19 protein-coding genes, 2 tRNA genes and 1 pseudogene are annotated in these 23,478 nt (G+C 53.6%); 4 read left to right on the top strand and 18 right to left on the bottom strand.

The window, feature by feature from the left end; translation table 11 throughout:
* Positions 1 to 57 precede the first annotated feature (57 nt).
* The 9 genes from nlpI to HII27_RS10295 all read right to left on the bottom strand — a co-directional run bounded on the left by nlpI (position 58) and on the right by HII27_RS10295 (position 10,386).
* On the bottom strand, positions 58 to 942 hold the full coding sequence (gene nlpI, locus HII27_RS10335) for a lipoprotein NlpI (RefSeq protein ID WP_185667823.1): 885 nt from the start codon (positions 940 to 942) through the stop codon (positions 58 to 60).
* A gap of 110 nt (positions 943 to 1,052) precedes the next feature.
* Complete coding sequence (pnp, locus tag HII27_RS10330) at positions 1,053 to 3,188, bottom strand: polyribonucleotide nucleotidyltransferase (protein WP_185667822.1); 2,136 nt, start codon at positions 3,186 to 3,188, stop codon at positions 1,053 to 1,055.
* A gap of 357 nt (positions 3,189 to 3,545) precedes the next feature.
* The gene (rpsO, locus tag HII27_RS10325) at positions 3,546 to 3,815 is read right to left on the bottom strand and encodes a 30S ribosomal protein S15 (RefSeq protein ID WP_035891092.1); all 270 of its coding nucleotides are present in this window, start codon (positions 3,813 to 3,815) and stop codon (positions 3,546 to 3,548) included.
* Positions 3,816 to 3,967: 152 nt separating this feature from the next.
* Positions 3,968 to 4,912, bottom strand: coding sequence for a tRNA pseudouridine(55) synthase TruB (gene truB / locus HII27_RS10320; protein WP_185667821.1), 945 nt, complete (start codon positions 4,910 to 4,912; stop codon positions 3,968 to 3,970).
* The gene (gene rbfA, locus HII27_RS10315; protein ID WP_185667820.1) at positions 4,912 to 5,316 is read right to left on the bottom strand and encodes a 30S ribosome-binding factor RbfA; all 405 of its coding nucleotides are present in this window, start codon (positions 5,314 to 5,316) and stop codon (positions 4,912 to 4,914) included. The genes truB and rbfA overlap by 1 nt, the downstream gene beginning before the upstream one ends.
* A 101-nt stretch (positions 5,317 to 5,417) precedes the next feature.
* Positions 5,418 to 8,108: a translation initiation factor IF-2 gene (gene infB, locus HII27_RS10310; protein WP_185667819.1), complete on the bottom strand. Its 2,691-nt coding sequence runs from the start codon at positions 8,106 to 8,108 to the stop codon at positions 5,418 to 5,420.
* A 24-nt stretch (positions 8,109 to 8,132) separates the two neighbouring features.
* A complete protein-coding gene (gene nusA, locus HII27_RS10305) occupies positions 8,133 to 9,620 on the bottom strand; it encodes a transcription termination factor NusA (protein ID WP_185667818.1) in 1,488 nt (495 codons plus the stop codon).
* A gap of 28 nt (positions 9,621 to 9,648) precedes the next feature.
* Positions 9,649 to 10,101, bottom strand: coding sequence for a ribosome maturation factor RimP (rimP, locus tag HII27_RS10300; RefSeq protein WP_185667817.1), 453 nt, complete (start codon positions 10,099 to 10,101; stop codon positions 9,649 to 9,651).
* A 208-nt stretch (positions 10,102 to 10,309) separates the two neighbouring features.
* A tRNA-Met gene (locus HII27_RS10295) sits at positions 10,310 to 10,386 on the bottom strand.
* Between the two features lie 334 nt (positions 10,387 to 10,720).
* Between HII27_RS10295 and argG the strand changes: the two genes are divergently transcribed.
* Positions 10,721 to 12,064 carry an argininosuccinate synthase gene (gene argG / locus HII27_RS10290; RefSeq protein ID WP_185667816.1) on the top strand — a complete coding sequence of 448 codons (1,344 nt, stop codon included), beginning with the start codon at positions 10,721 to 10,723 and terminating at the stop codon, positions 12,062 to 12,064.
* Positions 12,065 to 12,182: 118 nt separating this feature from the next.
* Here the strand turns inward: argG and HII27_RS10285 are convergent, their stop codons facing one another.
* Positions 12,183 to 13,088 (bottom strand): AraC family transcriptional regulator, encoded by a 906-nt coding sequence (locus HII27_RS10285; protein WP_185667815.1) that lies wholly within the window; start codon positions 13,086 to 13,088, stop codon positions 12,183 to 12,185.
* Positions 13,089 to 13,204: 116 nt separating this feature from the next.
* Here HII27_RS10285 and HII27_RS10280 point away from each other — a divergent pair, with 116 nt between their 5' ends.
* The gene (locus tag HII27_RS10280) at positions 13,205 to 13,741 is read left to right on the top strand and encodes a carboxymuconolactone decarboxylase family protein (RefSeq protein ID WP_185667814.1); all 537 of its coding nucleotides are present in this window, start codon (positions 13,205 to 13,207) and stop codon (positions 13,739 to 13,741) included.
* 107 nt (positions 13,742 to 13,848) lie between these two features.
* Here HII27_RS10280 and HII27_RS10275 read toward each other — a convergent pair.
* From HII27_RS10275 to rlmE, 6 genes are all read right to left on the bottom strand, one after another.
* Positions 13,849 to 13,935: transfer RNA gene (locus HII27_RS10275), tRNA-Leu, on the bottom strand.
* Positions 13,936 to 13,948: 13 nt separating this feature from the next.
* Positions 13,949 to 14,281: a preprotein translocase subunit SecG gene (gene secG / locus HII27_RS10270; RefSeq protein ID WP_185667813.1), complete on the bottom strand. Its 333-nt coding sequence runs from the start codon at positions 14,279 to 14,281 to the stop codon at positions 13,949 to 13,951.
* A gap of 225 nt (positions 14,282 to 14,506) precedes the next feature.
* Positions 14,507 to 15,844, bottom strand: coding sequence for a phosphoglucosamine mutase (gene glmM, locus HII27_RS10265; RefSeq protein WP_185667812.1), 1,338 nt, complete (start codon positions 15,842 to 15,844; stop codon positions 14,507 to 14,509).
* Positions 15,837 to 16,685, bottom strand: coding sequence for a dihydropteroate synthase (gene folP, locus HII27_RS10260; RefSeq protein ID WP_185667811.1), 849 nt, complete (start codon positions 16,683 to 16,685; stop codon positions 15,837 to 15,839). Before folP ends, glmM begins: the two co-directional genes overlap by 8 nt.
* Before the next feature lie 95 nt (positions 16,686 to 16,780).
* The gene (gene ftsH, locus HII27_RS10255; protein WP_185667810.1) at positions 16,781 to 18,712 is read right to left on the bottom strand and encodes an ATP-dependent zinc metalloprotease FtsH; all 1,932 of its coding nucleotides are present in this window, start codon (positions 18,710 to 18,712) and stop codon (positions 16,781 to 16,783) included.
* Between the two features lie 103 nt (positions 18,713 to 18,815).
* Positions 18,816 to 19,442, bottom strand: coding sequence for a 23S rRNA (uridine(2552)-2'-O)-methyltransferase RlmE (gene rlmE, locus HII27_RS10250; protein WP_035891117.1), 627 nt, complete (start codon positions 19,440 to 19,442; stop codon positions 18,816 to 18,818).
* Between the two features lie 126 nt (positions 19,443 to 19,568).
* Between rlmE and yhbY the strand changes: the two genes are divergently transcribed.
* The gene (gene yhbY, locus HII27_RS10245; RefSeq protein WP_185667939.1) at positions 19,569 to 19,862 is read left to right on the top strand and encodes a ribosome assembly RNA-binding protein YhbY; all 294 of its coding nucleotides are present in this window, start codon (positions 19,569 to 19,571) and stop codon (positions 19,860 to 19,862) included.
* A gap of 154 nt (positions 19,863 to 20,016) precedes the next feature.
* Here yhbY and greA read toward each other — a convergent pair whose 3' ends face one another.
* Positions 20,017 to 20,493, bottom strand: a complete 477-nt coding sequence (gene greA / locus HII27_RS10240) for a transcription elongation factor GreA (protein ID WP_185667809.1) — start codon at positions 20,491 to 20,493, stop codon at positions 20,017 to 20,019.
* A 246-nt stretch (positions 20,494 to 20,739) separates the two neighbouring features.
* Between greA and dacB the strand changes: the two are divergent.
* Positions 20,740 to 22,172 (top strand): annotated as a pseudogene (gene dacB / locus HII27_RS10235) (serine-type D-Ala-D-Ala carboxypeptidase).
* 124 nt (positions 22,173 to 22,296) lie between these two features.
* Here the strand turns inward: dacB and cgtA are convergent.
* Positions 22,297 to 23,472, bottom strand: a complete 1,176-nt coding sequence (gene cgtA / locus HII27_RS10230; RefSeq protein WP_185667808.1) for an Obg family GTPase CgtA — start codon at positions 23,470 to 23,472, stop codon at positions 22,297 to 22,299.
* Positions 23,473 to 23,478: the final 6 nt, after the last annotated feature.

The raw sequence follows: 23,478 nt of genomic DNA, 5'->3' as shown, positions 1-23,478 counted from the left end.
CCCTCACCCGCGAAGGTGATGGCAATCAAAAAGATTACGGGCTGATGTAGTCGTCAGCTATTGCTGGTCCGATTCTGCCAGGTCATCTTGGTCCTGGCCCAGGAGCGATAATTCCAACAATGCGTATCGGTGCTCAACGTAGTTGTGTACGTTGTTGGCAACCGCCAGTTTGAACAGTGCCGTAGCGCTGTCCTTGTCCCCAAGACTTAGGTAATACTTACCTAAATAGAAGTTGGTTTCACTGAGATGCTCAGCGAGCGAGGTGTTATCCGTTGCGTCCGCCTTCAGGCGTTCCATTAACGTTTTTTCGTCAATGTTGCCTAAGTAGAACTCGACAATGTTCCATCCCCACTGTTCTTTGTCCGATTTGTCGAAGCGTTGCTTCAACGCATCTTTCGCCTGCTTCTCATCGAGCTTCTGCTCAGCGAGATAAAGCCACAGACTGCGGAAAGGATCATTGGGATCGTCTTGATAAAACGCCAGCAGATCATCTTGCGCTAACTTCGCACGGCCACCGTAATAAAGCGCGATGCCGCGATTCAAGTGCGCATAATTGTAAGTTGGATCAAGCTCAAGTACAGAATCAAACGCTTCATAGGCAGCATCAAAATTGCCTGCCTGCGTTAAATAAATGCCTAAGTAGTTGAATACTTCAGGCATATCAGGTCGGATTGCCAGCGCTTGCGAGAAATCGTTACGCGCTAATGCCCTCAGACCGAGACTATCATACAACACTCCGCGCTCATATAAAAGCTGTGCGCGTTCGTCATCGGTTAAAGCCCGACTGGCAAGAATTTGTTCCATGCGTGCCAGGATCACTTCCTGCTGTAAAGTCGGTTGCAATGGCACTGCGAGGACTTCACTCTTACGCCAGGCAGAGTTGCTGCATCCTGCCAGCGTGAGTGCTGTCGCAACGAAACACCAGCGCAAAAAAGGCTTCATTTCCCACTCCCGAAGACAACAATTGGATGAACGTCCTGTCCCCCGCCTGCAAACAAGGCATCCGGCCAGCTAAATGTGCCCTCCGCAAACGCGGAGGGCAAAGGCAAACCTTACTCGCCCTGCTCTGCTGCCGGAGCTGGTGCTGCGGCGGCTGGCTGAGACTGCTCGGTTGCTTCTTTAATGCTCAGACGGATACGGCCCTGACGGTCAACTTCCAGAACCTTAACCGGTACTTCCTGGTTCATCTGCAGATAGTCGGTCACTTTCTCAACGCGCTTGTCAGCGATCTGAGAGATGTGTACCAGACCTTCTTTACCGCCACCGATGGCAACGAACGCGCCAAAGTCAACGATACGGGTCACTTTACCGTTGTAGATACGACCTACTTCGATTTCTGCAGTGATCTCTTCGATACGACGGATAGCGAATTTCGCTTTTTCACCGTCGGTCGCCGCGATCTTCACGGTACCGTCATCTTCGATTTCGATGGTGGTGCCGGTTTCTTCGGTCAGGGCACGGATAACAGAACCGCCTTTACCGATAACGTCTTTGATCTTGTCTGGATTGATCTTGATGGTGTGGATACGCGGAGCGAACTGAGAAATGTCGCCACGTGGCGCGTTAATCGCCTGTTCCATCACGCCCAGGATGTGCATACGCGCACCTTTAGCCTGGTTCAGAGCAACCTGCATGATCTCTTTGGTGATACCTTCAATTTTGATATCCATCTGCAGCGCAGAGATACCGTCGCGGGAACCCGCCACTTTGAAGTCCATATCGCCCAGGTGGTCTTCGTCGCCCAGGATGTCAGACAGAACAACAAAGTTGTCGCCTTCTTTCACCAGACCCATCGCGATACCCGCAACGGCAGCTTTGATAGGCACGCCTGCGTCCATCAGCGCCAGGGAAGCACCACATACGGAAGCCATGGAAGAAGAACCGTTAGATTCGGTGATTTCAGAAACCACACGAACGGTGTACGGGAATTTGTCCAGCTCTGGCATGACTGCCAGCACGCCGCGTTTCGCCAGGCGACCGTGACCAATCTCACGACGCTTAGGAGAACCGACCATACCGGTTTCACCTACGCAGTACGGAGGGAAGTTATAGTGGAACAGGAAGTTGTCAGTACGCTCGCCCATCAGCTCGTCGAGGTTCTGTGCATCACGGGTGGTGCCCAGGGTCGCAGTCACCAGCGCCTGAGTTTCGCCACGGGTGAACAGCGCGGAACCGTGAGTACGTGGCAGAACGCCAGTACGTACGTCCAGACCACGGATCATGTCTTTTTCGCGACCATCGATACGCGGCTCGCCTGCCAGTACGCGGCTACGAACAACGTTTTTCTCGATAGCGTGCAGGATTTCACCCAGTTCGTTAGCGTCCAGGGTTTCGTCTTCTGCAACCAGCTGAGCGATGGTTTCAGATTTAATCACGTCAACCTGAGCATAACGCTCTTGTTTGTCGGTGATGCGGTAAGCGTCGCTCAGGCGAGATTCTGCCAGCGCAGCAACGCGCGCGTTCAGCGCTTCGTTGACGGCTTCTGGCTGCCAATCCCAACGTGGTTTGCCCGCTTCTTTAACCAGCTCGTTGATCTCTTTGATAACAACCTGCTGCTGTTCGTGACCGAATACCACGGCACCCAGCATCTGGTCTTCGCTCAGCAGTTCTGCTTCGGATTCAACCATCAGTACGGCAGCTTCGGTACCGGCAACAACCAGATCCAGCTTGCTCTCTTTCAGCTCGTCCTGAGTCGGGTTCAGTACGTACTGGTCGTTGATGTAACCAACACGAGCAGAACCGATTGGACCATTGAATGGAATACCGGACAGGGACAGGGCAGCAGATGCGCCAATCATAGCAACGATGTCTGGGTTAACCTGAGGGTTAACGGAAACAACGGTAGCAATAACCTGAACTTCGTTAACGAAGCCTTCTGGGAACAGCGGACGAACCGGGCGGTCAATCAGACGCGCAATCAGGGTTTCGCCTTCGCTTGGGCGGCCTTCACGACGGAAGAAGCTACCTGGGATACGACCAGCAGCGTAGGTACGCTCCTGATAGTTAACGGTCAGCGGGAAGAAGTCCTGGCCTGGTTTCGCTTTTTTCTGACCTACAACGGTAACGAATACCGCGGTGTCATCCATGCTAACCATAACAGCGGCAGTTGCCTGACGCGCCATCATGCCGGTTTCCAGCGTGACGGTGTGTTGGCCGTACTGGAACTTACGAACGATCGGATTAAGCAAAATTCTATCCTTTCTTATTAAATGGTGGCACACCCTCTGGCGTACCGACCGATGAAACCGATCTTCTTTGCATCCTCGCGACTAATGACAACCCTAACCCGATGCGGGTAAAGCCTCTCATTAGCCGCGCGAACCTCTGCAACGAAGAATATGCACAACAACAATACATTATACCCGTTATCTTTCAAAATACTGCTGTGTCGGTAATTTCAGCTCAATTTTGTCTAAACGAAACGTAGACAGGGAGGATTACCGGGGCGCAGACAGCGTTTCTACGGGCACTCAATTCTTTTAAATTGCCGTCGTCTGGTGGAAAAAAGGGGCCATAAAGGCCCCTCTTTCTGAAACTCGCTAGAATTAGCGACGCAGACCCAGACGCTCGATCAGCGCGGTGTAGCGTGCAACATCTTTACGTTTCAGGTAGTCGAGCAGTTTACGACGCTGAGAAACCATGCGCAGCAGACCACGACGGCTGTGGTGATCTTTTTTGTGCTCTGCAAAGTGACCCTGCAGGTGGTTGATCTGTGCAGTCAGCAGTGCAACCTGAACTTCGGTAGAACCGCTGTCGTTTGCGCCACGACCGAACTCAGAAACGATTTGTGCTTTAGCTTCAACGCTTAGAGACATTTTGAACTCCAAATTTAAAAGAAAGAAAGGGTGCCGATCTCTAATTCAGCAGCCCCTGATATAACGCTTGCCAATTGTTAAACAATTAAGCAGGCGTTAAGCCGCGACATTCTACTCGCAGCGCTCTGTTATCGCAAGCCACACAATCTGGCTTACTCAGCGTATTCAACCACCAGACGGCGTGGTGCCACGCGGCCTTCATCGTCGATTTCACCCATGCCGAGGAATTTGCCCTCTTCGCCTTCCGTCACACGAACCAGACCTTCCAGCGGTGCGCCTGACGTCCGCACCGGGTTACCATTTTTAAAGTAAACCGATGAGGTTAAAGGGATATTGACTATCGGGTAGTCTGAAGCCGGACTGTCCATCGGCATTAATAGCGGGTCGAGCAGTTCCGCTGCTGGAACGCCTTGCTGCTCGGCTTGTTCGACCAATGCCTGCAGCTGTTCCAGCGTAACCATACGATCAACCGGGTATTTGCTGACCGCCAGACGACGCAGGAAAATCACGTGCGCACCGCAGCCGAGTTTCTCACCCAGATCGTCGATAATGGTTCGAATATAGGTGCCTTTTGAGCAGTGAATCTCCAGCTCCAGCTCGTTGCCTTCGTGGCGAATAAACAGCAGCTCATAGACGGTAATCGGACGCGCTTCACGCGGTACGTCAATGCCCTGACGCGCATATTCGTACAGCTTCTTACCCTGATACTTCAGCGCCGAATACATGGACGGCACCTGTTGGGTGTCTCCACGGAAGCTCTCCAGCGCTTCGGCCAGTTCCGCATCGCTAAAGGTCACCGGGCGTTCTTCCACGATTTGTCCGTCGGCGTCCGAGGTATCAGTGCGCTGGCCCAGGCGGGCAATCACACGATAACGCTTATCGGAGTCCAGCAGGTACTGGGAGAACTTGGTGGCTTCACCGAGGCAAATCGGCAGCATGCCGGTCGCCAGCGGATCCAACGCGCCGGTATGACCGGCACGGTTGGCGTTATAAATACGCTTTACCTTCTGCAGCACATCATTGCTGGATGCGCCTTGCGGTTTATCCAGCAACAATACGCCGTGAATATCACGGCCGCGACGACGAGGACGACTCATCAGTCCTCCTTGCTGTCGTCCGCTGGGTTCACACGACGTTCGTCGTCATGCTTCACCACGCTGGTCACCAGGTTAGACATGCGCATACCTTCAACCAGCGAGTTGTCGTAGAAGAAGGTCAGTTCCGGCACGATACGCAGGCGCATCGCTTTCCCGAGCAGGGAGCGGATAAAACCAGAGGCTTCCTGCAGTGCTTTGATGCCGGATTTAATCGCCGCTTCATCTTTATCGTTCAGGAAGGTGACAAACACTTTGGCATAGGCCAGGTCACGGGACATTTCGACACCGGAAACGGTGGTCATCATACCCAGACGAGGATCTTTAATTTCGCGCTGCAGGATGATTGCGATCTCTTTTTGCATCTCCTGGGCCACGCGCTGCGGGCGACCAAATTCTTTCGCCATAATAAATTCTCCAGACAAAAAAGGGGCTATCAGCCCCTTTTGAAATAATTGCCGGGTTGCGCGAGGCGATCCCGGCCTACAATCGACAATCTTAACGAAGATTAAGCGATGGTACGTTGGATTTCGATGATTTCGAACACTTCGATCATATCGCCAACGCGAACGTCGTTGTAGTTCTTAACGCCGATACCACATTCCATGCCGTTACGGACTTCGTTAACGTCATCTTTGAAGCGGCGCAGGGATTCCAGCTCGCCTTCATAGATAACCACGTTGTCGCGCAGAACGCGGATTGGGTTGTGACGCTTGATGGTACCTTCGGTAACCATACAGCCCGCGATCGCACCAAATTTCGGTGATTTGAACACGTCACGTACTTCAGCCAGACCAATGATCTGCTGTTTCAGTTCTGGGGACAGCATGCCGCTCATTGCCGCTTTCACTTCGTCGATCAGGTTATAGATGACGGAGTAGTAGCGCAGATCCAGGCTTTCTGACTCGATAACTTTACGTGCAGAGGCATCAGCACGTACGTTGAAGCCAACCAGGATAGCATTGGATGCTGCAGCCAGGGTTGCGTCGGTTTCGGTGATACCACCTACGCCAGAACCGATGATCTTCACTTTCACTTCGTCGGTAGACAGTTTCAGCAAGGAGTCGGAGATCGCTTCCACAGAACCCTGTACGTCAGCCTTCAGTACGATGTTCACTTCGTGAACTTCGCCTTCGGTCATGTTGGCGAACATGTTCTCGAGTTTAGATTTCTGCTGACGAGCCAGTTTAACTTCACGGAATTTACCCTGACGGTACAGAGCAACTTCACGCGCTTTCTTCTCGTCACGAACGACGGTCACTTCGTCACCGGCAGCCGGAACACCGGACAGACCGAGGATTTCCACTGGAATGGATGGACCCGCTTCCAGCACTTCCTGACCCAGTTCGTTACGCATCGCACGAACGCGGCCGTATTCGAAGCCACACAGCACGATATCGCCCTTGTTCAGGGTACCTTCGCGAACCAGGACGGTAGCAACTGGGCCACGACCTTTATCCAGGAAGGATTCGATAACCGCACCGCTCGCCATACCTTTACGAACCGCTTTCAGCTCCAGAACTTCAGCCTGCAGCAGGATAGCGTTCAGCAGGTCGTCGATACCGGTACCCGCTTTTGCAGATACTGGAATGAACTGCGATTCGCCGCCCCACTCTTCCGGCATAACGCCGTACTGAGACAGTTCGTTCTTCACGCGGTCCATATCGGCTTCTGGCTTATCGATTTTGTTCACAGCAACAACCAGAGGCACCTGCGCCGCTTTCGCGTGCTGGATTGCTTCGATGGTCTGCGGCATCACGCCGTCGTCTGCTGCAACAACCAGAACAACGATATCCGTTGCCTGAGCACCACGAGCACGCATGGAGGTAAACGCGGCGTGACCCGGGGTATCCAGGAAGGTGATCATCCCGTTTTCAGTTTCAACGTGATATGCACCGATGTGCTGGGTAATGCCGCCCGCTTCGCCAGAGGCCACTTTCGTAGAACGAATGTAGTCCAGCAGAGAGGTTTTACCGTGGTCAACGTGACCCATGATGGTCACAACTGGTGCGCGCGGTTCAGCCGCAGCACCGGTGTCACGGTCGCTCATTACCGCTTCTTCCAGCTCGTTTTCACGACGCAGGATAACTTTGTGGCCCATCTCTTCGGCAACCAGCTGTGCGGTTTCCTGGTCGATGACCTGGTTGATGGTGGCCATGGCGCCCAGTTTCATCATCGCTTTGATGACCTGAGAGCCTTTCACCGCCATCTTGTTAGCCAGATCGCCAACGGTGATGGTTTCGCCAATCACAACGTCACGGTTAACGGCCTGAACCGGCTTCTGGAAGCCCTGTTGCAGTGCGGAACCTTTACGCTTGCCACCTTTACCACCGCGACCAGCAGCACGTGCTTCTTCGCGATCGGCTTTAGATTCAGCGTGTTTGTTGCCTTTCTTCTGAGGACGAGCTGCTTTCGCCGCAGTGCGGGTACGGCCACGACCACCTTCAACTTCGCGGTCATTTTCGTCTTCAGCCTGTCGAGCGTGCTGAGAGGTGGTGACGTGATAATCGCTAGCATCTTCAATCGGTTCAGCGGTATTCACACCATTCTTCTCGTTTTCTTCTGCCATACGGCGAGCTTCTTCCGCTACGCGGCGCGCTTCTTCTTCAAGCTTGCGACGTGCTTCTTCTTCCGCTTTGCGCTTCAGCTCGGCAGCTTCACTTTCACGGCGGGCTTTTTCGGCCTGGGCAGTTTTGGTCATATCGTCGGTCTGTTGATTGCTCACTTTGTCTTTTTCCGCAGCTTCACGTTTCGCTTTATCAGCGGCTTCACGATTAGCTTTTTCTGCGGCCTCACGTTCAGCTTTTTGTTGCGCCTCGCGTTTAGCTGCTTCTTCAGCTTCACGACGGGCTTGCTCTTCCGCTTCACGCTGCGCCTGCTCTTCCGCGGCCAGGCGTTCAGCCTCTTGCGGATCGCGTTTCACAAAGGTGCGTGTCTTGCGGACTTCGATTTGTACCGATTTGCTTTTTCCACCGGTACCTGGAATGTTGAGAGTACTGCGCGTTTTGCGCTGCAAAGTCAACTTATCTGGAGCAGAACCATTTTCACGGTTCAGATGCGCCAGTAAGGTTTGCTTCTCTTGTGCGGACACAGAGTCATCAGCGCCCTTCGGGATGCCCGCATCAGCAAATTGCTGTACCAGGCGATCCACGGAGGTCTGTATTTCTGCAGCCAGCGTTTTTACGGTTACATCTGTCATACTGTTCCTTCCTGCTACAGTTTATTACGCTTCGTCACCGAACCAGCAGATATTACGGGCAGCCATAATCAGCTCACCGGCTTTCTCGTCGGTTAAGCCTTCGATATCCACCAGATCATCAATACCCTGTTCGGCGAGATCTTCCAGCGTACAAACACCACGGGCAGCCAGTTTGAAGGCCATCTCACGATCCAATCCTTCCAGATTCAGCAGATCGTCAGCCGGTTTATTATCACCGAGGCTCTCTTCCTGGGCCAGTGCCAGAGTGGTCAGTGCGTTTTTAGCACGCTCGCGCAGTGCTTCAACGGTGTCTTCATCCAGGCCATCAATAGCCAGCAGTTCTTTCATTGGCACGTAGGCCAGTTCTTCCAGCGTGGAGAAGCCTTCTTCAACCAGCACGGTAGAGAAATCTTCATCAATATCGAGATATTTAGTGAAGGTATCGATAGCCGCGTGTGCTTCAGCCTGGTGCTTCGCCTGCAGGTCATCAACGGTCATGACGTTGAGTTCCCAGCCGCTCAGCTGAGACGCCAGACGGACGTTCTGACCGTTACGGCCAATCGCCTGCGCCAGGTTACCCGCTTCAACCGCGATATCCATGGTGTGCTTGTCTTCGTCAACCACAATAGATGCCACGTCAGCCGGAGCCATCGCGTTGATCACGAACTGCGCCGGGTTGTCGTCCCACAGCACGATATCGATACGTTCGCCGCCCAGCTCGGTAGAAACCGCCTGAACACGCGCGCCGCGCATACCAACGCAAGCACCGACTGGGTCGATACGTTTGTCGTTGGTCTTCACAGCGATTTTGGCACGAGAGCCCGGATCGCGAGCAGCGGCTTTGATTTCGATAACTTCTTCGCCGATTTCTGGCACTTCAATGCGGAACAGTTCGATCAGCATTTCTGGCTTAGAACGGGTGACGAAGAGCTGCGCACCGCGCGCTTCCGGACGTACGGAGTACAGAACGCCGCGAATACGGTCGCCTGGACGGAAGTTTTCACGCGGCAGCATGTCTTCACGCAGGATAACCGCTTCAGCGTTGCTACCGAGGTCCAGGGAGATGTTGTCGCGGTTAACTTTCTTCACCACGCCGGTGATGATCTCACCTTCATGCTCACGGAACTGGTCAACAACCATTGCGCGTTCGGCTTCACGTACTTTCTGTACGATTACCTGTTTTGCAGTCTGGGTCGTGATACGGTCGAAGGTGACAGATTCGATCTGATCTTCAACGTATTCGCCCACGTTCAGGCTTTCGTCTTCGAAGCGTGCCGCTTCGAGGGTAATTTCTTTAGTCGGCTGGGTCACTTCTTCGACAATAACCCAACGACGGAAGGTGTCGAAATCACCGCTACGACGGTCAATTTCAACGCGAACGTCAATCTCTTGTTCGTATTTTTTCTTCGTTGCTGTAGCCAGCGCACTTTCCAGCGCTTCAAAAATTTTCTCGCGTGGCAGTGATTTTTCGTTGGAAACGGCTTCAACAACGGCCAAAATTTCTTTGTTCATCGCGGGCTTTTCACCTCAATCCAGACTGTTAAAAGTGGGGAACCAGGTTCGCCTTCTGGATGTTACTCAGCGCGAACACTTCATCTTTACCGTCGACTGTCACGGTGATCATCTCACCGTCTACCGCTTTAATAACGCCCTGCCACTTACGACGGTTCTGAACCGCCATACGCAGGACCAGCGCAACCTCTTCACCCATGAAACGCACATAGTGTTCAGCAGTGAACATAGGACGGTCGAGGCCCGGAGAGGAAACTTCCAGGTTGTAAGCCACAGTAATAGGATCTTCAACGTCCATCACCGCGCTTACCTGGTGGCTCACATCAGCACAATCATCAACATTGATGCCATCTTCACTATCAATATAGATGCGCAGTGTGGATGTGCGACCGCGAACAAATTCGATGCCGACCAGTTCGTAGCCCAAGGCTTCAACCGGCGCTGTAATCATCTCTGTTAATTTTTGCTCTAATGTGGACAAACCCACCCCCAAGACATAAAAAAAGGGCCTAAAGCCCAGTTATTCTGTAGTCAGATAACAAAAAACCCCGATAAATCGGGGCTTTAGATAACTGAACCCTATAGCCGCAACTGCGGCCTGGAGAACCTTCCGAAAGAATTTTTTTTCAAATCCAGCTACGAAGGCCTAAGTCTTCACAGTATATTTGAAAATGAACTCTAAGGGAAAGTGGTTGCGGGGGCCGGATTTGAACCGACGACCTTCGGGTTATGAGCCCGACGAGCTACCAGGCTGCTCCACCCCGCGCCTGAAACGTGGCAAATTTTACTCGTTTTGAGCAAAAAGTGCAAATAATGCTGGGATTTGGTACCGAGGACGGGACGTAAAATCGGCCTACAGTATAGTGACCTCGATCACAGCTTGTCAACCTCACATTCTATGCAGAAGAAATGCGTACGCCATCGCGGTATGGTAACCGTGGCAACCGGCGCTGACGGCGCGGAATTTTTGAATAAAAATGCATGAATCCCTTCCGGTGTTAGCTAAAACATGATTAAATGAAAACTCATTTATTTTGCATAAAAATTCACTGACAGCGAAAGCGATTTCTCCTTCAGTCAATCAAGCAGGGTTTTACTTTATGACGACGATTCTCAAGCATCTTCCAGCAGGTCAACGTATTGGTATCGCCTTCTCTGGCGGTCTCGACACCAGCGCAGCGCTGCTGTGGATGCGACAAAAAGGAGCTGTCCCTTATGCATATACTGCAAACCTGGGCCAGCCTGACGAAGACGATTATGATGCGATCCCTCGTCGTGCTATGGAATATGGCGCAGAGAACGCTCGCCTGATCGACTGCCGTAAGCAGCTGGTTGCTGAAGGTATCGCCGCGATTCAGTGTGGTGCCTTCCATAACACCACCGGCGGTCTGACCTATTTCAACACCACCCCGCTGGGCCGTGCCGTGACCGGTACTATGCTGGTTGCCGCGATGAAAGAAGATGGCGTTAATATCTGGGGTGACGGCAGTACTTATAAAGGTAACGATATCGAACGTTTCTATCGTTACGGCCTGCTGACCAACGCCGAGCTGCAAATCTACAAGCCGTGGCTCGATACCGACTTTATCGACGAGCTTGGCGGCCGTCATGAAATGTCTGAATTCATGATTGCCTGCGGCTTCGACTACAAGATGTCCGTTGAGAAAGCCTACTCCACCGACTCCAACATGCTGGGCGCCACCCACGAAGCGAAAGATCTTGAGTTCCTGAACTCCAGCGTGAAAATCGTTAACCCGATCATGGGCGTGAAGTTCTGGGACGAGAACGTGAAGATCCCAGCGGAAGAAGTGACCGTACGCTTTGAGCAGGGCCACCCGGTAGCGCTGAACGGCAAAACCTTCAGTGACGACGTTGAGATGATGCTGGAAGCAAACCGCATCGGCGGCCGTCACGGTCTGGGCATGAGCGACCAGATTGAAAACCGTATCATCGAAGCGAAGAGCCGTGGCATCTACGAAGCTCCGGGGATGGCGCTGCTGCACATTGCCTACGAGCGCCTGCTGACCGGTATCCACAACGAAGATACCATCGAGCAGTATCACGCTCACGGCCGCCAGCTGGGTCGTCTGCTGTATCAGGGTCGCTGGTTCGATTCTCAGGCACTGATGCTGCGTGACTCCCTGCAACGTTGGGTTGCTAGCCAGATTACCGGTGAAGTGACCCTGGAACTGCGTCGCGGTAACGACTACACCATCCTGAACACCGTGTCTGACAACCTGACCTACAAAGCAGAACGTCTGACCATGGAAAAAGGCGAGTCCGTGTTCTCTCCAGACGATCGTATCGGCCAACTGACCATGCGTAACCTGGACATCACCGATACCCGCGAGAAGTTGTTCGGCTATGCGAAGACCGGTCTGCTGACCGCCTCTTCCGCTACCGGCCTGCCGCAGGTTGAGAACCTGGAAAACAAAGGCAAATAAGCCCGCGTTGAGAAGGTAAAAGGCCGCTAATGCGGCCTTTTTTGCGTCTGGGGATTGCTTAAGTTCACTCCCGGCGTCACTGCGTTCGGCCGGGCTACTAAAAAATCAAGGGAGTGCCCTATCGGCGTCGCCATTCTCCGGGAGTCTGGCCATAGTGCTTTTTGAAGGTTTTTGAGAACGATGCCAGCGACTGGAATCCGCAGCGTTCAGCAATGACATCGAGCCGGGCCTGTCGGTCCTGGTGCAGCAATCGGGCGGCCATCGCCATACGTAACTGGGTAAGCCAGGCCTGCGGCGTCAGGTGGTAAGCGCGGGCAAAGTGACGAGCAAAGGTCGCGCGTGATAAAAAGGCGCGGGCGGCCATACTTTCCATCGTCCAGGGCTGTTCCGGCGCGGCCAGAACGGCCAGCACTGCGGGCATCAATCGTTCATCACGCATCAGGCGCAGTAAACCGCCCGGCGGCTCCTCTGCTCCCAACAGCGTTCTTAGCAGCAAAACCAGCAGCGTATCGCCGAGGCTTCGCACAATTGCGCTGCCGCCAGGATGCTCGGCCAGGCTTTCGCGCACCAGAACGTTGAGCAGAATCTCCAGTTCCGGGCAATCGTCACGCTCGTGGGTATGCAGATGAATAAGCTCCGACTCTTCGGCAAACAGCCAGCTAACGTGCGGGCCAAAATAGAACTCGCCGCACAGCATCTCCAGCGCATCGCTCTCGCTACCGGTACGCATTTCGGTTAGCGTGCCGTTAAAGCGGTGAGCCACCGGCAGAACCTGCCCCCACTCCATCAGGCTCTCCATTAGATGCGGCGAGCCGTGGGGCAACAGAATGACATCTCCCGCGCGCATATGCCGGGTTTGATTCCCCACGGTAAGACGCCCTTCCCCCCGCAGCACAAAATGCCAGGGCACGATGCCAGCACGCATCTGATCATGCCCCGCCTGCCAGCGCCCACCGAAGCGACAGTGAAGATTCACTTCGCAGCGTGGGGCCAACAGCGTCAAAAGATGGCTAAGGCTATCCATAACACTCCTGAGACGATAAGACAAAAAGATGAGACGAAGAGTGCCAGTCTAGCACGACCAACGCCTCTAAGATGACGTCATTGCCACTACAAACCCTCTAGTAACAGGAGTATGTCATGAGCCGTTTAGCTGAAATTCGTGAACAAGATGCAACAGGTAAAGCCGCAGAGATCTTTGGCGGGATTAAAAAAGCGATGGGGAAAGTGCCAAATGCCTACCTGACCATCGGTGGGCATTCACCGGAGTCGCTGCAACAGGCATTGGCGCACAACGCCATGCTGCATAAGGGGAGCCTGAACGCGAAGGAACTGGAAACCATCAACCTGGCGGTGAGCGAAGCTACCGGCTGCGATTACTGCCTGGCAGCCCACAGCATGATGGCGAAAAAAGCCGGCTTCAGCAGTGAACAGATTCGCGAACTGCGCCGTGCAGAGTATGCCGAAGATGCCCATCTCAACGCGCTGGCAAAATTCTCACAAACGCTGGTGACCACCGCGGGTACGCTGCCGGAAGCCGATGTTGCCGCTCTGCGCGACGCCGGGTTCAGCGACCGTCAGGTGATCGAAGCCATCAGCGCCATCAGCGCTATTCTGTTTACCAATATGGTGAACCGAGTGAACGACACCGTGGTTGACTTCCCAAAGGCTGACTAAGCCGAAGCGTGCCGGATAACGGAGTTGCCTTATCCGGCCGATAAAATCACGGTGGTTTTCTACAGACGAAAAAAAAGACGCTTTTCAGCGTCTTTCTTTCGGAATATTGGTACTGAGGATGGGACTCGAACCCACAAGCCCGTTAGGGCACTACCACCTCAAGGTAGCGTGTCTACCAATTCCACCACCTCAGCACGGATACTACTATTAATGCGGGATATCGCTGGTCGGCTGTGCCGGTGCCGCTGGCTGAGTCGTTTGCTCAGTCTTAGGCGCAGTCAGATTCTCCCACTCGCTTCCTTTATTGGTCTTGTTACTGTTGATGTTGCCCAGTACCAGACTGATAATGAAGAACAGCGTCGCAAACACAGCGGTCATACGGGTCATGAAGTTACCAGAACCGCTTGAACCAAACAACGTGCCGGAAGCGCCTGCTCCAAAGGAGGCTCCCATATCAGCGCCTTTACCTTGCTGCAGCATAACGAGGACCACAAGGCCAATCGCTACAATAAGGAAAACAACTAAAAGAGCTTCGTACATAATCAACCTGTTCCTTGCGGGGACACCGCGTACCAAGTGCTTCTACCAATAAAGCGGGATGTTTATGTTTCCCACTGAAGCGGGTGTGAATACTAACCAAAGCGAATGACCTTCGCAAGGGCAATTTCGACACATTGTATCAACTGCGGAAAAAAACAGCAAAACAACGCATAATCAGCAATAAAAAGGCGGCAAGCGCCACCTTTTTAATCACTTACATCACGGTTATACCGCTTTTACCGCATCGGCAATGCGGTGAGCGAACGCAGTGACCTGCGCTTCTTCTTCACCTTCTACCATGACGCGAATCAGCGGTTCGGTTCCGGATTTGCGCAGCAGCACGCGACCACGGTTACCCAGCGCCGCTTCCACTTCTGCTGCCGTCGCTTTCACGACCTCATTTTCCAGCGGGTTAGATTTACCGTCGGTGTAGCGGACGTTGACCAGCACCTGCGGGAACATCTTCATGCCACTGCACAGATCGTGCAGGCTCATGTGGTTGCGAACCATCGCCGCGACGACCTGCAGGCCAGCCACGATGCCGTCACCGGTAGTGGTTTTATCCAGCAGGATAACGTGACCGGAGTTTTCCGCCCCGATGCGCCAACCTTTCTCCTGCATTTTTTCCAGCACGTAGCGGTCACCCACTTTCGCGCGGGTGAATGGAATACCCAACTGCTTCAGCGCCACTTCCAGACCCATGTTACTCATCAGCGTACCTACCGCGCCACCGCGCAGCTGGCCCTGACGCAGCGCTTCGCGTGCGATGATATACATGATCTGATCGCCATCGACTTTGTTACCTTCGTGGTCAACCATGATGACGCGGTCGCCGTCGCCGTCCAGCGCGATCCCCAGATCGGCTTTTTCCGCCAGCACGCGCGCCTGCAGCGCACGCACGTCGGTGGCGCCCACTTCTTCGTTGATGTTCACACCGTTTGGCTCACAGCCAATAGCAATCACGTTCGCCCCCAGCTCGCGCAGTACATTCGGCGCAATGTGGTAGGTGGCGCCGTTCGCGCAATCAACAACGATTTTCAGGTGGTTGAGGCTCAGTTCGTTCGGGAAGGTCCCTTTACAGAACTCGATGTAGCGGCCCGCAGCATCGACGATGCGGCTGGCTTTACCCAGCTCGGCTGAGTCCACACAGGTGATCTCTTTTTCCATTTCGGCTTCAATCGCTTCTTCCACTTCGTCCGGCAGTTTGGTGCCGTCGATGGAGAAGAACTTGATGCCGTTGTCATAGAACGGGTTATGCGATGCAGAGATAACGATGCCGGCTTCCGCGCGGAAGGTGCGGGTCAGATAAGCAACCGCAGGCGTCGGCATTGGGCCGGTGAAGGAGGCAGATAAGCCCGCCGCCGCCAGACCTGCTTCCAGCGCAGACTCCAGCATATAGCCAGAGATGCGGGTATCTTTACCGATAATGATTTTACGCGAACCGTGGCTTGCCAGCACTTTACCCGCTGCCCAACCGAGTTTCAGGACAAAATCAGGCGTGATTGGCGCATCGCCTACGCGGCCACGGATCCCATCGGTACCAAAATACTTGCGATTACTCATAACGTTTTTTTCCCTTCGCAGACAGCGTGGCTTCGACCACACGCATCGCCTCAACAGTTTCTTTGACATCGTGGACGCGAACGATATGCGCGCCCTGCATAGCTGCAATCACCGCACACGCCAGGCTACCGCTAAGGCGTTCTGATGGCCCCACGTTCAGCAGTTGGCCAATCATCGATTTCCGCGACATGCCGACGAACAGCGGCAGACCGAAATGATGGAATTCTGACAGGCGAGCGAGTAATGCGTAATTGTGGGAGAGATTTTTACCGAAACCGAACCCCGGGTCGAGCAACAATTTATCTTTTCCGATACCCGCCTTTTCACAACGTGCGATCTGCTCCACAAAGTACTGATTCACCTCAGCAAAGACATCGTCGTATTTCGGTGCTTCCTGCATGGTTTTTGGATTGCCCTGCATGTGCATCAGCGACACCGGCAGCCCGGTTTCCGCCGCCGCTTCCAGGGCACCCGGTTCGCTCAGTGAGCGGATATCGTTGATGATATGGGCTCCGACGCGAGCGGACTCACGAATGACCTCAGGTTTTGAGGTATCTACCGAAATCCACACTTCGAAGCGCTGGGCAATCGCTTCAACCACCGGGATCACGCGTTCCAGCTCTTCTTCAACGCTGACGTCCAGCGCGTCAGGGCGCGTCGACTCGCCGCCGACATCGATAATCGTTGCACCGGCGTTAATCATCAGGTTCGCATGTTTCACCGCCTCAACCAGCGTATTGTGCGTGCCGCCGTCGGAGAACGAGTCCGGCGTAACGTTGAGGATCCCCATCACGTGTGGATGGGAAAGATCCAGGATGGAGCCCTGTGCGGTGAGTTTCATAGCGAATCCTTCTGAGTTCTTATTGGTGGCATAAAAAAACCCTGGAGCAAGCCCCAGGGTTTCAGGTGAAGCACAGTCATCAACGATGGGATAACTTATTTGTCGCCCAGCTGCTCTGACATGGTGCCAGAGTCCGGAGCACGCGGTTCATCAGCCGGACGTGGCGCACTTGGTTTACCCGTGTTGCCAGAGTTGTTGGATGAACCTGGTTCTTCCCAGCCTGCTGGCGGACGCACATCGCGACGAGCCATCAGGTCGTCAATCTGCGGTGCATCGATGGTCTCATATTTCATGAGCGCATCTTTCATTGCATGCAGAATATCCATGTTGTCGTTCAGGAGCTGGCGAGCACGAGCGTAGTTACGTTCGATAAGCGCTTTAACTTCCTGGTCGATGATACGCGCGGTTTCATCGGACATGTGTTTCGCTTTCGCGACGGAGCGCCCCAGGAATACTTCGCCTTCTTCTTCCGCGTACAGCAGCGGACCGAGTTTGTCGGAGAAGCCCCACTGGGTCACCATGTTACGTGCCAGGTTAGTCGCGACTTTAATGTCGTTCGACGCACCGGTAGAAACATGTTCTACGCCGTAAATAATTTCTTCTGCCAGACGGCCGCCGTACAGGGTGGAGATCTGACTTTCCAGTTTCTGACGGCTGGCGCTAATAGCGTCGCCTTCAGGCAGGAAGAAGGTCACACCCAGCGCACGACCGCGTGGGATAATTGTCACTTTATGCACCGGATCGTGTTCCGGTACCAGGCGACCAATAATCGCGTGGCCTGCTTCGTGGTAAGCGGTAGATTCTTTCTGCGCTTCCGTCATCACCATGGAGCGACGTTCCGCACCCATCATGATTTTGTCTTTCGCTTTTTCGAACTCAACCATCGATACCACACGCTTGTTGCCGCGCGCTGCAAACAGTGCTGCTTCGTTCACCAGGTTCGCCAGATCTGCACCGGAGAAGCCAGGGGTACCACGAGCAATGATTGCGGCATCAATATCAGGTGCCAGCGGCACGCGACGCATATGCACTTTCAGAATCTGTTCGCGACCGCGAACGTCCGGCAGACCGACCACAACCTGACGGTCGAAACGACCTGGACGCAGCAGGGCTGGGTCAAGTACGTCTGGACGGTTAGTCGCTGCGATAACGATGATACCTTCGTTACCTTCGAAGCCATCCATCTCAACCAGCATCTGGTTCAGCGTCTGCTCACGTTCATCGTGACCACCGCCCAGACCTGCGCCACGCTGGCGGCCTACGGCATCGATTTCATCGATGAAGATGATGCACGGTGCCGCTTTCTTAGCCTGCTCGAACATGTCACGCACACGAGATGCACCGACACCCACGAACATTTCTACGAAGTCAGAACCGGAAATGGTGAAGAACGGTACTTTCGCTTCGCCAGCAATCGCTTTTGCCAGCAACGTTTTACCGGTACCCGGAGGGCCGACCATCAGCACACCTTTCGGGATTTTACCGCCCAGCTTCTGGAAACGGCTCGGTTCACGCAGGTACTCAACCAGCTCACCCACCTCTTCTTTCGCTTCGTCGCAACCTGCAACGTCAGCAAAGGTGGTTTTAATCTGGTCTTCTGTCAGCATGCGCGCCTTGCTCTTACCGAACGACATGGCACCTTTGCCACCGCCGCCCTGCATTTGGCGCATGAAGAAGATCCAGACGCCGATCAGCAGCAGCATCGGGAACCAGGAAATGAAGATAGAAGCCAGCAGGCTTGGTTCTTCAGGCGGCTCACCAACCACTTTGACGTTTTTCGTCAGCAGGTTGTCAAGCAGCTTCGGATCGTTAACCGGGATGTAAGTCGTGTAACGGTTACTATCTTTCTTGGTAACGTTGATCTCACGTCCGTTGATACGCGCTTCGCGAACCTGGTCGTTATTGACCTCTTGCAGGAAGGTAGAATAATCCACCTTATGGCCGTTCGATTCGCTGGGCCCAAAGCTCTGGAATACTGACATCAGCACAACGGCAATGACCAGCCAGAGTATTAGGTTTTTCGCCATGTCACTCAAGGGATTAACCTCATATTACAACTGTGTTAAAAACAGCGTCAGGATACTCTATATCCAGTTTCTTTCAAACTTTCGTTTGAAAAACCACCGTCTATCACTTTCGCCCGGTCGCTACAATGTACACTTCACGTGAACGCGCACGAGAAGAGTCCGGCTTACGAACTTTAACCTTCGTAAACAGGGAGCGAATTTCCCTTAGATACTCATCGAAGCCTTCGCCCTGGAACACTTTCACAACAAAATTTCCGCCCGGCGCTAACACATCACGAGCCATTTCAAGCGCCAGTTCCACCAGATACATGGCCCGGGGGATGTCAACCGCCGGCGTTCCGCTCATGTTTGGTGCCATATCTGACATGACAACTTGTACTTTACTGTCACCAACGCGTTCCAGTAATGCCTTCATCACGAGTTCATCACGAAAATCGCCCTGAAGGAAGTCCACACCAACGATTGGATCCATAGGTAGAAGATCGCAAGCGATAATGCGGCCTTTGCCACCAATCTGCGTGACCACATACTGTGACCAGCCTCCCGGTGCGGCACCGAGGTCGACAACCGTCATCCCCGGTTTAAAAAGTTTGTCACTTTGCTGTATTTCATCAAGTTTAAACCAGGCACGGGAACGTAACCCCTTTTTCTGTGCCTCTTGAACATATTTATCGCTAAAGTGTTCCTGAAGCCAGCGGCTTGAACTGGCAGAACGCTTTTTACCTGTCATTTAACATTCCCATCGGGGCAGTTCATCGTAGCCTTTCGGCGTAAATTTCTACGCATCGTTTGGCGATATATGGGAGATGGCGGTAGAATGACCCGTTTTCAATCCCAACGTAAGCAAAAATATACGATGAATCTGAGTACTAAACAAAAACAGCACCTGAAAGGTCTCGCACATTCGCTCAAGCCTGTAGTTATGCTTGGCAACAATGGTTTGACCGAAGGGGTACTGGCCGAGATTGAACTAGCGTTAGAGCACCATGAACTTATCAAGGTGAAAGTCGCCTCGGAAGACAGAGAGACCAAAACTTTGATTGTGGACGCTATCGTTCGCGAAACCGGCGCCTGTAATGTACAGGTCATCGGTAAGATACTGGTGCTTTATCGCCCTGGTAAAGAACGCAAAATCTCGTTGCCACGTTAAGAATATCCTAATTTCTGACACAACATTGTGTTAAATGAGGGATTTTCTCTACGAGGGCTAGCAACATGCCACGCTCTTATGCTTGATAAAAGGCCGCTATGCGGCCTTTTTCTTATCTTTACACTTGCTCAATAATTTCAGTGTTGAACAAATTTTACAGATAATCCACGTTGATGATTTCGAATTCAACTTCGCCGCCCGGGGTACAGATGGTTACCACGTCGTCCTGCTCTTTACCAATCAGCCCACGTGCAATCGGTGAGTTGACGGAAATCAGGTTCTGTTTAAAGTCGGCTTCGTCATCACCCACGATGCGGTAAGTCTGCTCTTCGTCGTTATCCAGATTCAGCACCTTCACGGTGGCACCAAAGATCACACGGCCATTGTTCGGGATCTTGGTGATGTCGATAACCTGCGCGTTGGACAGCTTCGCTTCGATATCTTTGATACGACCTTCACAGAAGCCCTGCTGCTCACGAGCAGCGTGGTACTCTGCGTTCTCTTTCAGGTCGCCGTGCTCGCGCGCTTCAGCGATAGACGCAATGATTTCTGGACGGCGAACTGACTTCAGAAAGTCCAGCTCTTCACGCAGTTTTTCTGCACCACGAAGGGTCATCGGAATAGCTTGCATTGTTATACCTCTTAAACATTCCTGTAGGGAGCGGTTCGCCCCGCTCCGGCTGCTAAGCCCGCCTGAGTCGCTATCAACACCAGGCCAGAAGCAAAAGAAAACCGACCCGGGTACGAAGTCCCAGGTCAGCAGCAATTTTTAATTTGATACGTATTTTACCCCGAAGTTCACTACGGGTCATCGTTTACTTTACAGGGCGTTGCGCCGTAGTATGACGGCTTGTTTCCAGGTTGTTAGCGCGAGAATATGCGATTTCCTAGATTTATCATCGGATTGACTACCAGTATAGCGTTTAGCGTTCAGGCCGCGAATGTTGATGAATATATCAATCAGCTTCCCGACGGGGCCAACCTCGCGCTTCTGGTACAGAAAGTGGGCGCACCCGCGCCGCTGATTGATTATCACGGCCAGCAGATGGCGCTGCCAGCCAGTACCCAAAAGGTGCTCACCGCGCTGGCCGCCCTGCTCCAGCTTGGCCCGGATTTCCGCTTTACCACCACGCTTGAGAGCAAAGGCAGCGTGGACAACGGCACGCTGAAAGGCGACTTAATTGCGCGATTTGGCGGCGATCCGACGTTAAAACGCCAGGATATCCGCAATATGGTCGCCACCTTGAAAAAGGCGGGCGTACAGAATATTGACGGTAACGTGCTGATCGACACCTCCATTTTCGCCAGCCACGATAAAGCCCCAGGCTGGCCGTGGAACGATATGACCCAATGCTTTAGTGCACCGCCAGCGGCCGCTATTATCGACCGCAACTGCTTCTCGATTTCACTTTATAGCGCCCAGAAAGCTAACGATTTGGCGTTTATTCGTATTGCCTCTTACTACCCGGTGACCATGTTCAGTCAGGTTCGTACGCTGGCCAAAGGCTGCCAGAAGCACAGTACTGCGAGTTGGACGTCGTGCCTGGCGACCTGAACCGCTATACGCTCACCGGCTGCCTGCCACAGCGTGCCGACCCGCTGCCGCTGGCGTTCGCCATTCAGGATGGCGCCAGCTACGCCGGGGCGATTATCAAAGACGAGCTCAAGCAAGCCGGGATTACCTATACCGGAACCCTGCTGCGCCAAACGCTGGTCAACGAGCCGGGGACGGTCATTGCCAGCAAGCAGTCAGCGCCGCTGCACGACTTGCTGAAAATCATGCTGAAGAAATCAGACAACATGATTGCTGATACCGTATTCCGCATGATCGGCCATTCACGCTTCGGCGTACCGGGCACCTGGCGTGCGGGTTCCGACGCGGTTCGCCAGATTCTGCGTCAGCAGGCCGGCGTGGATTTAGGCAACACGATCATCGCTGACGGCTCAGGCCTGTCGCGCCATAACCTGCTGGCGCCAGCAACCATGATGCAGGCGCTGCAGTACATCGCCCAGCATGATAACGAGCTGGACTTCATCTCAATGCTACCGCTTGCCGGACACGACGGTTCGCTACAGTACCGCGCAGGTCTGCATCAGGCTGGCGTAGATGGCAAGGTTTCGGCAAAAACCGGTTCACTGCAGGGCGTATACAACCTGGCGGGCTTTATCACTACCGCTAGCGGGCAGCGCATGGCGTTTGTGCAGTATCTGTCGGGGTACGCGGTACCGCCGGCGGATCAGCGTAATCGACGCATTCCGCTGGTACGCTTTGAGAGCAGACTGTACAAAGATATTTATCAGAACAACTGATAAAAAAAGGGCCGCAGACGCGGCCCTTTTTATTTGATATTTGTAGCCCGGACGAGGTGTGATAACACCGACTCCGGGGGATCCCGGCGTCACTTCGTTCGGCCGGGCTACAGGGGACGTTGAATTAACGTTTGTAGATGAACTCAACGCCTTCTTCGTCGTCTTCATCCCAATCGTCATCCCACTCTTCGTCTTCCGCTTCTGCGGCGACTTCGTCCAGCTGCTGACGATGGTAGTCATCCCACATGAACTCGACTTTCTCTGGCTGTTTCGCTTCTTCGGCCTGAGCAATTGGGTTCTCGATGATGAAGTTCATCACGTCCCAGCACAGGTCTTTCACGCCAACCTGGCTTGCTGCGGAGATCAGGTAGTACTTATCTTCCCAACCCATCGCTTCGGCAATCGCTTTAGCTTTAGCTTCAGCTTCCGCTTTATCCATGGTGTCGATCTTGTTGAAAAGCAGCCAGCGTGGCTTACTCGCCAGGTTCTCGCTGTATTTCTCAAGCTCACCAATGATGATTTTTGCGTTTTCAGCCGGATCGGAACCGTCGATCGGATCGATATCGATGATGTGCAGCAGTACGCGGCAGCGCTCAAGGTGCTTCAGGAAGCGGATACCGAGGCCAGCGCCTTCGGATGCGCCTTCAATCAGACCTGGAATATCGGCGATCACAAAGCTCTTCTCGTTGTCTACGCGCACCACGCCAAGGCTTGGCACCAGCGTAGTAAACGGATAGTCAGCCACTTTAGGCTTCGCTGCGGAAACCGCGCGGATAAAGGTCGATTTACCGGCGTTTGGCATACCCAGCATACCCACGTCCGCCAGCAGCATCAGTTCGAGCTGCAGGTCGCGTTTATCACCCGGCGTACCCATGGTTTTTTGACGCGGTGTACGGTTAACGGATGATTTGAAACGGGTGTTACCCAGGCCGTGCCAGCCGCCTTTCGCGACCATCAGGCGCTGACCGTGTTTGGTCATATCACCCATGGTTTCACCGGTGCCCTGATCGATAACGCGGGTACCCACCGGCACCTTGATAGTAACGTCTTTACCACGTTTACCGGTACAGTCACGGCTAGCACCGTTCTGACCACGTTCGGCGCGGAAAGATTTTTCGAAACGGTAGTCGATCAGGGTGTTCAGGTTCTCGTCGGCTTCCATCCAGACGTCGCCGCCGTCGCCACCGTCGCCGCCGTCAGGGCCGCCACGTGGAATATATTTTTCACGGCGGAAGCTTACGCAACCATTACCGCCATCACCTGCTACGACCAGGATCGTTGCTTCATCAACAAACTTCATTTTACT

It is taken from the genome of Kluyvera sichuanensis (assembly GCF_014218705.1).
Taxonomy (GTDB): Bacteria; Pseudomonadota; Gammaproteobacteria; order Enterobacterales; family Enterobacteriaceae; genus Kluyvera; species Kluyvera sichuanensis.
This window is presented reverse-complemented; position numbering and strand designations above follow the sequence as displayed.